Origin of the sequence: Rossellomorea sp. DA94 (assembly GCF_029834455.1) — a bacterium.
GTDB lineage: Bacteria > Bacillota > Bacilli > Bacillales > Bacillaceae_B > Rossellomorea > Rossellomorea vietnamensis.
The window spans coordinates 4,045,102-4,059,684 of sequence record NZ_CP122397.1 but is presented as its reverse complement, the minus strand read 5'-3'; the positions used below and the strand labels follow the sequence as shown (position 1 = coordinate 4,059,684).

11 protein-coding genes and 1 riboswitch are annotated in these 14,583 nt (G+C 46.0%); of the genes, 8 read left to right on the top strand and 3 right to left on the bottom strand.

What is annotated here, in order from left to right; translation table 11 throughout:
• Positions 1 to 317 precede the first annotated feature (317 nt).
• Positions 318 to 1,514: a zinc metalloprotease gene (locus P8596_RS21085; RefSeq protein ID WP_279724959.1), complete on the top strand. Its 1,197-nt coding sequence runs from the start codon at positions 318 to 320 to the stop codon at positions 1,512 to 1,514.
• Between the two features lie 41 nt (positions 1,515 to 1,555).
• Here the strand turns inward: P8596_RS21085 and P8596_RS21080 are convergent, their stop codons facing one another.
• Together P8596_RS21080 and P8596_RS21075 are read right to left on the bottom strand one after the other, a co-directional pair.
• A complete protein-coding gene (locus P8596_RS21080) occupies positions 1,556 to 2,791 on the bottom strand; it encodes a dicarboxylate/amino acid:cation symporter (protein ID WP_279724958.1) in 1,236 nt (411 codons plus the stop codon).
• Positions 2,792 to 3,022: 231 nt separating this feature from the next.
• Positions 3,023 to 3,886: a DUF1206 domain-containing protein gene (locus tag P8596_RS21075; RefSeq protein ID WP_254652359.1), complete on the bottom strand. Its 864-nt coding sequence runs from the start codon at positions 3,884 to 3,886 to the stop codon at positions 3,023 to 3,025.
• Between the two features lie 200 nt (positions 3,887 to 4,086).
• Positions 4,087 to 4,224, top strand: a riboswitch (cyclic di-AMP (ydaO/yuaA leader).
• Positions 4,225 to 4,349: 125 nt separating this feature from the next.
• Here P8596_RS21075 and P8596_RS21070 point away from each other — a divergent pair.
• From P8596_RS21070 to P8596_RS21045, 6 genes are all read left to right on the top strand, one after another.
• Entirely contained in the window at positions 4,350 to 5,006 is a 657-nt protein-coding gene (locus tag P8596_RS21070) for a potassium channel family protein (RefSeq protein ID WP_034764346.1), read from the top strand.
• Between the two features lie 2 nt (positions 5,007 to 5,008).
• Positions 5,009 to 6,331, top strand: coding sequence for a TrkH family potassium uptake protein (locus P8596_RS21065; protein ID WP_254652358.1), 1,323 nt, complete (start codon positions 5,009 to 5,011; stop codon positions 6,329 to 6,331).
• A 210-nt stretch (positions 6,332 to 6,541) separates the two neighbouring features.
• The gene (serC, locus tag P8596_RS21060; protein WP_279727042.1) at positions 6,542 to 7,621 is read left to right on the top strand and encodes a 3-phosphoserine/phosphohydroxythreonine transaminase; all 1,080 of its coding nucleotides are present in this window, start codon (positions 6,542 to 6,544) and stop codon (positions 7,619 to 7,621) included.
• Between the two features lie 2 nt (positions 7,622 to 7,623).
• Positions 7,624 to 8,799 carry a phosphoglycerate dehydrogenase gene (locus P8596_RS21055; RefSeq protein ID WP_279724956.1) on the top strand — a complete coding sequence of 392 codons (1,176 nt, stop codon included), beginning with the start codon at positions 7,624 to 7,626 and terminating at the stop codon, positions 8,797 to 8,799.
• Between the two features lie 215 nt (positions 8,800 to 9,014).
• Positions 9,015 to 9,656: an HD domain-containing protein gene (locus tag P8596_RS21050; protein ID WP_061810167.1), complete on the top strand. Its 642-nt coding sequence runs from the start codon at positions 9,015 to 9,017 to the stop codon at positions 9,654 to 9,656.
• Positions 9,657 to 9,728: 72 nt separating this feature from the next.
• Entirely contained in the window at positions 9,729 to 9,959 is a 231-nt protein-coding gene (locus tag P8596_RS21045; RefSeq protein ID WP_034764322.1) for a CsbA family protein, read from the top strand.
• Between the two features lie 41 nt (positions 9,960 to 10,000).
• Here P8596_RS21045 and P8596_RS21040 read toward each other — a convergent pair whose 3' ends face one another.
• Positions 10,001 to 12,004 carry an N-acetylmuramoyl-L-alanine amidase gene (locus P8596_RS21040; protein ID WP_279724955.1) on the bottom strand — a complete coding sequence of 668 codons (2,004 nt, stop codon included), beginning with the start codon at positions 12,002 to 12,004 and terminating at the stop codon, positions 10,001 to 10,003.
• A gap of 592 nt (positions 12,005 to 12,596) precedes the next feature.
• On the opposite strand from P8596_RS21040, the gene uvrB reads away from it, so the two are divergent.
• Positions 12,597 to 14,579 carry an excinuclease ABC subunit UvrB gene (gene uvrB, locus P8596_RS21035; RefSeq protein WP_224521925.1) on the top strand — a complete coding sequence of 661 codons (1,983 nt, stop codon included), beginning with the start codon at positions 12,597 to 12,599 and terminating at the stop codon, positions 14,577 to 14,579.
• Positions 14,580 to 14,583: the final 4 nt, after the last annotated feature.

Genomic DNA, 14,583 nt, shown 5'->3' with positions numbered 1-14,583 from the left:
AACATGATGCTGGAGTGGGAAATCGACACCCCTTTTGATTATATGGGTTTTGCCTTTTTCGTTTTTAAAGAGTGTATCAAATCATATTTTCAATAAGGAATAGGGGCGGCTGGGGTGAATCTCAACCGTCTCTTTTTCTTCAAATGGAGATATCATTCCCATCCAATCGACATCATTTCCCGGGAAAATATGAGGAATGCTGTCGGAAATGAAATCGAATCGTAAAAGTATTGAATAAAATTGCAATAGGTTTTAACAGCTTCTTTTGATAAAATAGTAGATAATGCAAATTTTCTTGCAAAAGGTGGTGACGGATATTGATTGAGCTTTGGTTACTGGAGATTTTAAAGGGATTCGGGAAACTATTTCTGCATCCTGTACTATATCTGTCCGTGTTTTTCGCTATCATGGCGGGCTATTATCGTGTGAAGAGGGAACGGAGAGATTTCAATACGAGATTGCTGGACGGATACCATGATATGCGGGTGTTATGTTCATACGGAATCGTCCTTGGACTGCTGTTTTCTATTGTGACAGTCGGAGCGGGAGTGGTGATTCCTTTCGCCGGTCTCATCGTTATGGGAGCCGTGTCGATCCTGTTTGCGTTAACGGGTCGTTTTCAACTCATGTCAGCCACCATGACAGTAGGATTTTCCTACTTCATCTTAGTAGCGGTGGATTATTTTCAGTGGGACATCCCTTACGTGGATACATATGTGGAAAGCCTGAATCTGGGTCTGCTCAGTTCCATCGTCGTCCTTCTCGGTATATTGACGATGATCGAAGGAATATTGATTGTATTGAATGGCTGGAAGCACACATCACCTCGCCTGCTTAAAAGTGCACGTGGCTTGAAGGTGGGGGCCCATCTCGGAAAGAAATTATGGCTCGTCCCTATGTTTGTACTGGTACCCACGGGGTCATTGACCCTTCCATTTGAATGGTGGCCGGTGTTTACCCTGGGCACTGAAACGTATTCATTACTGTGTATACCGTTTCTCCTCGGGTTTCAGCAGCTGGTGAAAAGCACGCTGCCTGAAGTCGCGATCAAGCATACGGGATCCCGAGTGTTCTGGCTTGGTGCATTCGTATTGACCTTGGCAGTAACAGGATTTTGGGCCCCGCTGTTTTCGGTCGGTGCAGCAACTGTAGCCATCCTTGGCCGGATCTGGATCGCGTACCGTACCCGAAGTGCGGATGATTCAAAACCTTATTTCTTCAAACGGCAGCCAAATGGCGTCATGATCCTAGGTATCCTCCCAGGATCACCTGCCAGGAAACTGACCCTTCAAGTGGGGGAAATCGTCCTGAAGGTGAACGGTGTCGAAGTGAATACGGAACGGGCATTTTATGAAGCGCTGCAAAAGAACGGAGCCTATTGTAAGCTGGAGGTTCTGGGGACGAATGGTGAAAACCGTTTTACACAGGGAGCCCTGTATGAAGGGGATCATCATGAACTGGGGATACTTTTTGCCGATGAAGCTTCAGGGTGGGAGCATCATCAGGTTTCGTAATAGGAAAAAGGATAGCCGCGGCTATCCTTTTTTTTTGGCATTTATGAAAGGGAAGGAGCTTGTTTGTCATCCTTCTCCGTTTTATCAATAATCGACGTACCAACCAGATCCCCCGTCACATTCAGGGCCGTACATCCCATGCCGACAAGGGCATCAATCGCCGTCAGGAGTGCAACGGTTTCCATCGGCAGGCCCAGCTGAGCAAATACGGTGGCGATCATGATAATTCCTGCTCCAGGGACGCCTGCTGTTCCGATGGAAGCCAATGTTCCTACGAGGACAACGACCATCATATCGGTCAGACTCAATGGATCACCGACGACATTGGCGGCAAACACCGCAGATACGGCAATCCGAATCGCAGCTCCATCCATATTGATGGTGGCGCCGAGAGGCAGGCTGAAGCCGTATAAACTTTTTGGCAATCCGAGGTTTTTTGCTGCATTCAATGTTAATGGCAGAGTGCCAGAGCTGCTCTGTGTTACAAAGGCTGTAATCATTGGCGTACGTGCTTGAGCAAAGAACTTGCCGGGACTGATCTTGAATCCAACCAGAGCAATCATATAGATAGCCAATTGGACGAACAAAGCAATATAAAGAACGAGAATCATATTCCCCAAGGACACTAATGTGTCGAGTCCCTGATTCCCGACCGTATTTGCCATGATCGCAAAGATTCCGATGGGAACGTATTGAAGGACCACTTTCATAATCGAAAGGGTGGCTTCGTTTAAGCCATTTACGACTTTGTACACATGTTCACCGAGTTCGTGGTATTCCGCTGAAGACCGTAAATATGAAATCGCAATACCAAATACGATCGCTGTAAAGATGATCCCGAGCAGGTTCATATCTGTGAATGCCGTGACGATATTATCAGGGATGATATTCAGAAGAACACTGGTGACCCCCGGATTTTCCGGTACCTTGAATTTTTCCGTCGTATCAAGGGTCATCCCTGTGCCGGGATTAAAGATACTGGCAACGGCAATCCCGACGATAATGGCTAAAGCCGATGAGAATAAGTAATATAAAAACGTTTTTCCTCCCATTCGTCCTAGTTTATTAACACTGGTCTGGTTCACACCGACCATCAAGGTAAAAAGAATAAGGGGGATGATTAGGAACTTAAGCAGGCGAATCAAAATATCGCCAAGTGGTGAAAGGACAGATGCATCCTTACCGAATATCACACCGACGGCAATTCCAAGTACGAGAGCCACGGTTATTTTCATGATAAGGGAAGTATTGAGATAACCTCTCCAAAGAGATTTCATTGGTTGACGCCTCCTTTTAGTAATAGTAGATTTCCCCAAAAGTCTTAAATGTAAAATACATATATATCTGATTGGTTTAATGAGGATTCAGTCTCATAAGATACAACAGATTATTTGAACTGTCAAAATTCGTGCCTGCAGTGGGAAGCATCAGTAGAGAGGTGGCTTCTGATAAATGAGGAAAGAAAGAACAGAAAAAGGAGCTGCCAAACCGGCAGCTCCTTTTAGATCTTAATAAATCGTCATATGACGGTTCTTCCCTTTTAAAATCTGGAAGACACCATATAAAAACAATCCTACTGCAACAATTCCGAGCAGCCATTGTCCGAATGGCTGCTGAGCGAGTTTAGATAACGCCCCGTCAAGTCCCTTCGTCTTATCCGGATCCGCCGTGATGGCCGTCTGAATGAAGAAGTATCCGATCAGCAGAAAGACGATCCCGCGTGAATATAATCCAAGTTTTCCTGTTTTTCGTCCAAGTTCCCATTCTTTTTTCGACATTTCATGGCGTTTGAATTTGTCGGTGTATTTTTCCGTATAAGCTTTATGAATTTCATATAGTGCGAATCCAATGATGATGAGTCCGACAATCCCGACGATCCATTGTCCGAAAGGCTGTGCCAATAATTTGGCTGACAGGGTCTGCTTGGAACCCGAACCGGATCCGGAGCTTTTGGCGTGCATGGCAATGGCAAAGGCGTTATATGTCAAGGAACCATAAGCAATCCCGCTGATCAGATTGCCTAGTCTTCTGAACATGGACTTACCGCCGTTTTTTACGTGTTCAGGATCTTTGATCACTTGAATGAGACGCCAAAGGACGATTCCGATCAAGCCCACTCCGAGGATCCAAAGAAGGACTTCCCCGAACGGCTTGCTGGCAACAGCCGTAAAAGCTCCGCTCGAGTCCGATGTGCTTCCTCCTATCCCGAGTGCCGCCATCACAGCTAATGCCCCGATGAGCATATAGACGAGCCCTCTTGAGATGTAACCGATTCGTGCAAATCCCTTGATCCAGGGCTTTATATCATTAGATGAAACGGATGAACTTTCATTGCTTTCCGTTGATGAAGTAATGGATGAGATTCCTGCCATAAACGCTTCTTCCTTTCTGATTCGAATTTCGTATGACTAATGTATGCTATTCCCTGAAAAACGACGACACAAACCTTTTTAACGAACAGTAAATCTTGGGGTGATTGAGATAATTTTGCCTTTTTTTCTTTAGGTTTTTTTTACAAAAAACCTATTTACAACCCCTGTGGAGAGGAGTAATATATCTATCATCAAATGAATATTCTTTATCGCTTAATTCAATTATTGAAGCGGGGGACCCACTAGTTTCAGGGGTGAATCCTTTCAATCGAAAGGTAGGGCCACTTCCATGACCCGAATCCGTCAGCTAACTCCGTAAGCGTATTGGGAGAGGATGATACTTGTGATCTGTAATGAATGACCACAGGCTTAGTTCCTGGTGGTTTTTTTGCGTTGTTTAACATGGTAGTAAAGTCAGGCAGTAATTGGTTAAGCTATAAAAAAGGTTTTGGAGGATTTCATCATGAAAAAGCAGTTTGCCGTTATTGGATTAGGGAGATTTGGAGGGAATTTGGTTCAGGAACTGGCTGATCTGGATGTGGAAGTGCTCGCCATCGATATTCATCATGATGTGGTACAGCACTACATCGACATCGCCACCCACGCGGTGCAGGCCAATGCCATGGATGAGTCGGTTTTGAAATCACTTGGTTTAAGGAACTTCGATCACGTGATCGTATCCTTCGGCGATAATATCGAAGCAAGTATCCTCACCACGCTCCTTCTCAAGGAATTGGGGGTCAAGGAAGTGTGGGTGAAAGCATCGAATTCCTACCACCAGAAAGTACTGGACCGGATCGGTGCGGATAAGGTCATTCATCCGGAGCGTGACATGGCAAGAAGGATCGCCCACCATATCACGTCTGAAAAGATTATTGATTATATCGAGCTGTCGAAAGAGCACAGCATCGTAGAGGTCTATGCTTCCAAGAAGGTAGCCAATAAAACGTTGAATGAGCTCGACGTCCGTGCGAAATTCGGCTGTAATATCATCGCCATCCATCGGGGGGAAGAAGTCATTGTCTCTCCTTCTGCCGACGAGGTGGTTGAAATAGAGGATCTTCTGATCGTTATAGGACACAACCGGGATATCAATCGATTTGAAAAAGAAGGTGTATAAAGATGAAGCAAAAGGTCATCCGGTTAAGTCCGCCGCAACTTCTTGTTGTGACCTTTCTATTTTTCATCATACTGGGAATGGGGCTCTTAAAGCTTCCTTTTGCCACCACTGAACAGATCTCATGGCTCGACGCATTGTTCACGACCACGTCCGCCATGACGGTGACAGGGCTTGCCGTGGTTGATACGGGAGGGGCCTTCACTCTGTTCGGGGAAGTGGTCGTCATGAGCCTGATCCAGATCGGAGGGCTCGGGATCATGTCCTTCGCGGTCTTGATCTTCATGATGCTTGGTAAGAAAATCGGATTCAAAGAACGGTTACTCCTTCAACAGGCACTGAATCAGACTTCCGTAGGCGGTGTCATCAAGCTTGTGAAATATTTATTTATTTTTTCCTTTATCGTTGAGGGGTTTGCCGTTCTCTTATTAGCGACGGAATGGGTACCGGAGTTTGGATGGAAACGGGGCTTGTATGTCAGTATCTTTCATTCTATATCTGCGTTTAACAATGCCGGTTTTTCCTTGTTTTCCGACAGTTTGATGGGATATGTGGGAAGTCCGATCATTAATTTGACCATTTCATTTCTATTTATACTGGGGGGGATCGGGTTCACGGTTCTGGTTGATCTGTGGAAATCCAAAACGATCCGTCAATTATCCCTCCACACAAAAATCATGGTCATTGGAACCTTTCTGATCAATGTCATCGCCTTCATGATGATATTCGTGCTGGAATTCAATAACCCGAACACCCTGGCTCAGCTGCCGCTTTCCGATAAGATATTCGCTTCCTACTTTCAAGCGGTCACCCCCCGTACAGCGGGATTCAACTCCCTTGATTACGGAAGCATGGAGCGATCCACGCTGCTCTTTACGATTTTATTAATGTTTATTGGAGCTGGCAGTGCCTCCACAGGCGGTGGGATCAAGCTCACAACCTTTGTGGTCATTTCATTGAGTATGATTGCCTTTTTAAAAGAAAAAAAAGAAATCCGGATTTTCAGGCGTACAATTGATCAAGCGCATATTTTCAAAGCTTTGGCTCTATCCATGATCAGCGTGCTGCTGGTGTTCACCGCGCTTTTCTTCCTGGAAATGACAGAGCATGATGTTTCGTTCCTGTCCATAGTGTTTGAAGTGGTGTCTGCCTTCGGTACGGTGGGCTTGTCCATGGGGATTACGGGTTCCCTTTCTGCTATTGGAAAGTGTATCATCATCGTTGTGATGTTCGCAGGTAAACTCGGACCCCTTACACTTGCGTTCTCCCTGTCACGACCTGATAAAGAAAAAATCCGCTATCCGAAAGAAGATATCTTAACAGGTTAAAATGAATAAAATCGGCTTGTCCGTTTTACCATTATTGGGTGAAGCGGGGAAGGCGATTTTTTTTATAAAACTAGCAAGAATTCATCCATGACCACGCATGAGGCTAAAAACCATCTTATTAAGCGTTTTCATCATGGGTTACTGATATTGACGAAAGCGCTGCACGGGATTATACTGTTGAAAAATTCTGAACTTTTGGTGGTGCTGTTGTTGAAGCGTGTGTATAATTTTTCTGCTGGTCCTGCTGTGTTGCCTGAGCCCGTGTTGAAGAAGGTTCAAAATGAGTTATTGAATTATCGTGAAACGGGCATGTCTGTGATGGAATTGAGTCATCGGTCTGCCCCTTTCCAAAATATAATAGAAGAAGCACAAGGCTTACTCCGTGAACTGCTTGCGATTCCTGATGATTATAGAGTGGTCTTCATGCAGGGGGGAGCGTCCCTTCAGTTTTCCATGATCCCTCTTAATCTTCTCGGTGAAGGACAGGGAGCGGATTACATCGTGACAGGAAGCTGGTCGAAGAAAGCCGTTAAAGAGGCGGAGAAAGTCGGGGATATCCGATCGCTGTCTCTCAAAGAACCCTTTGAGATCCCGGCCTATACACCAGAAGATTTCTCTCCAGATTCAAGTTACGTACATATCACATCTAATAATACAATCGAGGGAACCCGGTTCGACCAGTATCCCGATACAGGAGGCATTCCCCTTGTGGCCGATATGTCATCCCACATCCTGTCTGAAAAAATAGACGTTTCCTCTTTCGGGCTCATTTATGCCGGGGCCCAGAAGAACCTTGGCCCATCCGGTGTGACCGTGGCCATCATTCATGACAGTCTGATCGGGAAGGCACCCGATACTTGTCCGACCATGCTGAACTACGAAACGTATGTGAAGCATGATTCTCTCTTCAATACGCCACCGACCTTTTCCATCTACGTTCTGAAACTAGTACTGGAATGGGTGAAAGAGAACGGGGGAGTGGAAGGGATGCAGGAGCATAATGAAAGGAAAGCCGCCCTTCTTTACAACTGTATTGATGAATCATCATTATTTCACAATCCCGTACCGGAGAAAAATCGTTCCTTGATGAACATTCCTTTTTCGACGGGCAATGATGAACTGGATGCGGATTTTTTAAAGGGAGCCAAAGCGAAGGGGTTTGAATTTTTAAAGGGTCACCGATCCGTCGGTGGAATGAGGGCGAGTCTTTACAATGCCATGCCACTTGAAGGAGTGAAATCGCTGGTCGATTTCATGAAAAAATTTGAATCTGATCGAGGAGGATGTTGAGAATGATTTCAATCAATACGTACAACGCCATCAGTCAAAGCGGATTATCACTGATTGAGGACGACCTGAACTATCATCTGAATGGAAACGGGGACCCCGATGGAATCCTCGTCAGATCGAAAAACCTTCATGATTACGATTTCCCTGCTTCCGTCAAGGCCATCGCCCGTGCAGGAGCGGGAGTCAATAATATCCCCATTGATCTCTGTACGGAAAAGGGGATTGTTGTTTTTAATACACCGGGGGCCAATGCGAATGCCGTCAAGGAGCTGGTCCTTGCCAACTTGATCGCTTCCTCCCGTAACCTGTATTCTGCCGTCGGCTGGACAAACTCGTTAAGAGAGTCGGAAGATGATGTCCCGGGTGTCGTGGAAGCGAAGAAAAAGGAATTCGTAGGAAGTGAAATCAAAGGCAAGAAGCTCGGGGTCGTTGGCTTGGGGGCAATCGGTGTCCTCGTCGCAAACGATGCCCTTGCCCTCGGGATGGATGTAGTCGCCTACGATCCATTTATCTCCGTCGATGCTGCATGGCGTTTATCCCAGGATGTGAAGCGGGCCCATCACATTGAAGAAGTATGGGCTGAGTGTGATTTTGTCACATTGCACATCCCTCTGACAGACAAAACGGCAAGCTTTGTAAGCGAAGAAGCATTTAGGAAAATGAAAAAAGGAATGACGATCCTGAATTTCTCTAGGGGTGAGCTGGTGGAAGAGGATGCCATGGCCACTGCACTGGAATCAGGAATCGTCCGGAAATATGTGACGGATTTTCCGAATGAAAAGGTCCTCGCCATGAAAAATGTCGTGCCGGTCCCTCATCTCGGTGCGTCTACCGTCGAATCGGAAGAAAACTGTGCCATCATGGCCACCAAACAGCTGAAAACCTATCTTGAAACCGGGAATATCAAGCATGCCGTCAACCTGCCGGACGTTGAGCTTCCGTACAGCGGGAAGATGAGAGTGACGGTCATGCATCAGAACATCCCGAACATGGTGGGACAAATCGCCACGGTCCTCTCAGGTTACGCCGTCAACATCGCCGATATGATCAACCGCAGTAAGAACACGTGGGCGTATACCATGATCGACCTTGACCAGAAACTGGCGGAAGATGAACAGGCCGAAGTGAAACAAAAAATGAAAAACATCACCGGCGTCGTTTCCGTGCGTCTCATATAAAGTCAAAAACACTCCTTCATGTGATGAAGGGGTGTTTTTATCAACCCATACTATCCTGAAAAAATATGGACAGGCAATCAAGCACGTATCATTCCACCGTAAAATACCATATTAGTAAGAGAAGTAGAAAAGGATAAGCCACGAATCTTTGCATCGGCCGACTCTCCTTGATACTATTTTCATAAAGTAAACATAATCAGAGAGAGGAGAATACCATGGGAATTCATCATTATTTTAAAAGCTTATCAGACCTCGAGACCCTCATCCGCTGTCCGGGTCGCTTCAAATACCACGAGCATAATGTGGCCAGCCATTCCTTTAAAGTAACGAAAATCGCCCAGTTTCTCGGGACGGTGGAGGAACAGAACGGAAAAGAATTGGATTGGAAAGCCCTCTATGAAAAAGCATTGAACCATGACTACGCAGAACTGTTCACCGGTGATATCAAAACACCTGTGAAATATGCTTCGGGAAAATTACGGGAGCTCTTCAGCCAGGTGGAAGATCAGATGGTGAATAAATTCATCACCACGGAGTTTCCACCGCAATTTCAGGAAGTGTACCGGGAACGGTTTAAAGAGGGGAAGGATGAGACACTGGAAGGAAGGATTTTATCCGTCGCAGATAAAATCGACCTTTTATACGAGTCCTTCGGTGAAATCCAAAAAGGAAATCCTGAACCATTGTTTATTGAAATTTATCAGGAGGCACTGACCACCATCGTCAAATATAAGGACATGGATTGCGTCCAATACTTCCTCGAATATATCCTTCCAGATATGCTGTCCGAGAAATTCATCCCCCATCATGAACTGAAAGAACGGACACAGAAACTGATCCGGGAGGCTGAAGAATAAGAACCCCCTTTCCAGATAGGGGAAACTTCGGTAGAATATGTGTTATTCCCTTATTTACAAGGAGAGTTGAACGTGTCCAAAATTATTTTAGGCTTATTTTTACCGGGATTGCTTGTCGTTCTGTTCACACGGGTGACGTATAATCATTATGTCGGCTTGATCCTGACCGTTGCCCTCATAGCGGCTTCGGTGTCAAAAGGATATACGGATTCCTGGTTGCTCATAGTCATAGACGCGGCATCGCTCACCGCCGGATTCTGGTATAGTGACCGGATGATGAAAAAAGCAAAGAGAAGTGCATAACCGATAAAAACAAGGCCATCCTTTGGGACGGCCTTGTTTTTTTATCGGTTATGGTTTGAATCATCCACAACATCCACATCTTCAGCTCTTACAAAGGCAAGACGGTGATTCAGGTGAATCAGATAAAATTCGTCATCTCCCCAAACAATCTTATGGGTCGTATCCGGATTGTACGTATAAACCGGTGCGCTATAGTAGCTTCCTTTCACTCTCTCGGTGGCGACATACTTCTGTCCCGGGGTGAGTGTATATTGAAGTACATCCATCCCTCTAACCGGAATGCCGTCAGGAAAGGCTTCTGCTTCGGGATAAGCCAATCCGTAAACAGGGATTTCCGTTTTCCCTTCTTTCGGGGTAATGACGATCCCTGAACCTTTTGTCGTGTTTTTTCCTTTTGGATTGTAGAACCACGCTTTTTGGGCTCCATACCAGATTGCTGTCCAGTCCCCTTGGTCTTCTATTTTATAGAACGTTTGACCTGTCACTGCTTTATTTCCCCAATTCGACGCATCTAAAGGATGGGCATTTGGCAGTGCCGCGTCTTTGATAAGAGGAGCATCAAAGCTTGGTGCACTATAAAGGTAGACGAAGTTTGCCGGTTGCTTTGGAACGGGTTCACCGGTCGGTGTCTGCAGATCCGGCATGTTCTTCTTGAAATTTGGATTGATCTGGACTACATCTTTTTGCTTCTTCCCCGACTCAAGGGGTGCCCCCAAAATCTTCATATAATGTGCCCAATCCCAGAATGGGCCCGGATCCCAGTGCATGGTGGACTGTCTGGCTGCGGATGTACCCGGCACTTCATCATGGGCGATGATATGATCTCGGTCCAACGGGATATTGTACTCCCTGGCCAGATGCTTTACTAAACGTGCGGAGGCATGATACAGCTGCTCGTTGTACCAGTCTGCCCCTTCAATGGCGATTCCTTCATGTTCGATCCCGATACTCTTCGAATTGAAATACCAGTTGCCCGCATGCCATGCTACATCTTTATTATCAATCATTTGAGTGATATCGCCATCTGAAGAGCGGATCACATAGTGGGCGGAAGCCTGGGTCGTTTCCCGCTGAAACACGGTTTTGGTTAGATCATAGCTGATTTCCGTATCGTGGAGGACGATGTACTTGATCTCCTGGTTATCATGTGGACGGTTGGCTTTGTCGTAGTTGCCGTAAGACCACTCATAGAATGTTCCGTCATGATTGATTTTCTTGTAAGCTGCCGGGACGAAATGGCAGGCAAGGTCTTTCGGACAATCGGCCTTGTTTTCTTCGCCGTCTGATTTTAAGTGTAATGGATTGATGGTTTCTTTATCGGGAGTGATCTGTTTTGGAGCGAGATGGATGGAAGAGCCATCTTCTGTCTGTTTCTTCGCTCCATTGTTGATCGTTTCATACACTCGATCGGCAAAATCCCTTGCTCCCGCCTCGTCGGAAGAACCACTGTATTTCGCAACGGCCCCGTACCAATCGTCAAGGCCATTCGGCTTTTTACCGACCGTCTGATCCGCATACTTTGCAAGTAAGGCCGCAGCTCCGCGGATGTTTTGTTTTTGATCTTTTTTTAGATCCTCGGATGGGAGGGAGAGCAGGTCCGCCGCTGCGGTTAATGTGTGAAGGGAAGGATCTGAAAGAGAAATATCTGCTTGCTTCCCAGTTGGCACAACACCCTGCATGGGAGCGTCTTCTTTTCCTGATAGAAACATATGAAGCGGATTGTCCGATGTGTCAGGACCTTCCAAGTTGTCCACATTGACATCCGTCAGATGCATCAACCCGTAGCCGCCGGAAGCGCTTGGCTTACCGCCGTGATGCTCCCATAACGACATGTTATACCCCACTGCAAGGAGTATTTCAACGGGTACGTCAAATTCTTGAGCGGCTTGTCGGAATGCCTTCTGTAATTCGGATGAATCCACTGTGGCCGCACGTGCAATTCCTTGAGAAGAAAGGGATGGGGACAATGGTGTCATGGCGGAACCTAGTAAGAACCCCGTTAAACTGAGACTGCCTGCAACTTTCAACCATTTTGATTTTTTCATACATTCCTCCTGTGCTTATGTAGTTTAGCTGAATCTATTAAAAAGCTTATAGAATAATAGACTGAATAGTCAATCAATTATTGGATATATGCCTAGATGAATAATTCATGAAAGTGGAAATGAGGGGAGAAATGATTGAATTGTGGATAAAGGGTGAATTATGTGAATAAAATAGCATCTCCAATGGTTATTCACAGTTTGAAATCGAATACACGGGATTTGTTCACAAGAAATTTGACGAAATGTGTATAAGTTTACGTATTTTCCACAAGTGATGCTGACTTATGCACATAGTTATGCACAGGTTGTGCATAGAAATGTTCGAATAATGTCGAAAAAAGACGGTCAAACTTCTTGGCTTTGTCGAATGCAAAATCTTTAGCTGTTCCTTGCTCGAAATTGAAAGTTATCCACAATGTTGATAGATTTGGAGGTCCGTCCCTCAAATAAGGAAAACGAACTTTTGTTCGCTTATTGTTGGTTAATAAGGGAGGAAATGTGGTAGAATGTGTATAAATGAATGTGCAGTGTTTAAGATGGGTATAAGTAGGTAAATACAAGGTAGCAGTCCTTTATTATAGGAGGTTTCACGGTGAAAGATCAATTCGAGCTCAAATCCAAATATAAACCAGAGGGGGACCAGCCCCTTGCCATAGAGAAGCTGGTACAGGGAATCAATGAAGGGAAACGGCATCAAACGTTACTTGGGGCGACAGGGACAGGGAAGACCTTCACCGTCTCCAATGTGATCAAGCAGGTTGAAAAGCCGACCCTCATCATCGCCCATAATAAAACATTGGCGGGACAGCTCTACAGTGAGTTCAAAGAGTTTTTCCCTGATAATGCCGTTGAATATTTTGTGAGTTACTATGATTATTATCAGCCGGAAGCATATGTTCCGCAAACGGATACCTTCATTGAAAAGGATGCCAGCATCAATGATGAAATCGATAAATTGAGACACTCTGCCACATCTTCCCTGTTTGAACGGAAAGATGTCATCATCATTGCCAGCGTGTCCTGCATTTACGGTTTAGGTAATCCGGAAGAGTATCGTGAGCTCGTCCTATCCCTCAGGACCGGGATGGAAATTGAACGGAACCAATTGCTTCGCAAGCTTGTGGATATCCAATATGAACGAAATGACATCGATTTTCAGCGTGGGACTTTCCGTGTTCGCGGAGACGTGGTTGAAATATTCCCGGCTTCCCGTGATGAACACTGTATGCGTGTGGAATTTTTCGGGGATGAAATCGACAGGATCCGTGAAGTGGATGCCCTCACCGGCGAAATCATGGGTGACCGTGATCATATCGCGATTTTCCCGGCTTCCCACTTCGTAACCCGTGAAGAGAAATTACAGGTTGCCATCAAGAATATTGAAAAAGAGCTGGAAGAACAGCTGGCGATCATGAAGGAAGAGAACAAGCTACTGGAAGCTCAGCGGCTGGAACAGCGAACCCGGTATGACCTGGAAATGATGAGGGAAATGGGGTTCTGTTCTGGGATCGAGAACTATTCCCGCCATCTGACATTGCGACCGGCAGGATCGACACCCTATACGCTTCTGGACTATTTCCCGGATGACTTCCTGATCGTGGTGGATGAGTCCCATGTGACGCTTCCTCAGATCCGGGGGATGTTCAATGGGGACCAGGCCCGTAAAAAAGTGCTCGTGGACCATGGATTCCGTCTGCCTTCAGCAATGGACAATCGTCCCCTTCGCTTTGAAGAGTTCGAGAAGAAAACCCAGCAGCTCCTCTATGTTTCAGCAACTCCTGGACCATACGAGTTGGAGCATAGTCCTGAAATGGTCGAACAGATCATCCGGCCGACGGGACTTCTTGACCCCGTCATCGAGGTACGTCCGATCGAAGGCCAAATAGACGATCTTTTGGGTGAGATCAATGAACGGATCGAGAAAAACGAACGTGTCCTCGTGACGACTTTAACGAAGAAAATGTCAGAGGATCTCTCTGCCTATCTGAAGGAAATCGGGATCAAAGTCCAATACCTCCATTCTGAAATCAAGACGTTGGAGCGTATTGAAATCATCCGGGATCTTCGTTTAGGGAAATACGATGTTTTAGTCGGGATCAACTTACTCCGAGAAGGTCTGGATATACCTGAAGTATCGCTTGTTACCATATTGGATGCTGACAAGGAAGGCTTCCTGCGTTCGGAACGTTCCCTGATCCAGACAATCGGCCGTGCAGCCCGTAACAGTAACGGAAGAGTCATCATGTACGCAGATAAAATCACCGATTCGATGCAAAAGGCACTCGATGAAACCGAGCGTCGCCGGACGATACAGCAGGAGTACAATGAAAAGCACGGCGTGACCCCGACGACGATACAAAAAGAAATCAGGGATGTCATCAGGGCGACTCATGCCGCTGAAGAAGCAGGGGTTTATGAAGGAGAACAGACAAAAGTTTCGAAAATGTCTAAACCGGAGCGACAAAAACTTATTGCTAGCCTGGAAGTGGAAATGAAGGAAGCAGCCAAGGCACTGGACTTCGAACGTGCAGCACAGCTTCGTGATACCATTCTTGAGCTCAAGGCGGAAGGATGAACGA

Excerpts from the sequence above, each read along its gene's own strand:
- P8596_RS21080 (WP_279724958.1), bottom strand. The coding sequence starts at position 2,791 with ATGAAATCTCTTTGGAGAGGTTATCTCAATACTTCCCTTATCATGAAA.
- P8596_RS21075 (WP_254652359.1), bottom strand. The coding sequence starts at position 3,886 with ATGGCAGGAATCTCATCCATTACTTCATCAACGGAAAGCAATGAAAGT.
- P8596_RS21070 (WP_034764346.1), top strand. The coding sequence starts at position 4,350 with ATGAAAAAGCAGTTTGCCGTTATTGGATTAGGGAGATTTGGAGGGAAT.
- P8596_RS21065 (WP_254652358.1), top strand. The coding sequence starts at position 5,009 with ATGAAGCAAAAGGTCATCCGGTTAAGTCCGCCGCAACTTCTTGTTGTG.
- P8596_RS21055 (WP_279724956.1), top strand. The coding sequence starts at position 7,624 with ATGATTTCAATCAATACGTACAACGCCATCAGTCAAAGCGGATTATCA.
- P8596_RS21050 (WP_061810167.1), top strand. The coding sequence starts at position 9,015 with ATGGGAATTCATCATTATTTTAAAAGCTTATCAGACCTCGAGACCCTC.
- P8596_RS21040 (WP_279724955.1), bottom strand. The coding sequence starts at position 12,004 with ATGAAAAAATCAAAATGGTTGAAAGTTGCAGGCAGTCTCAGTTTAACG.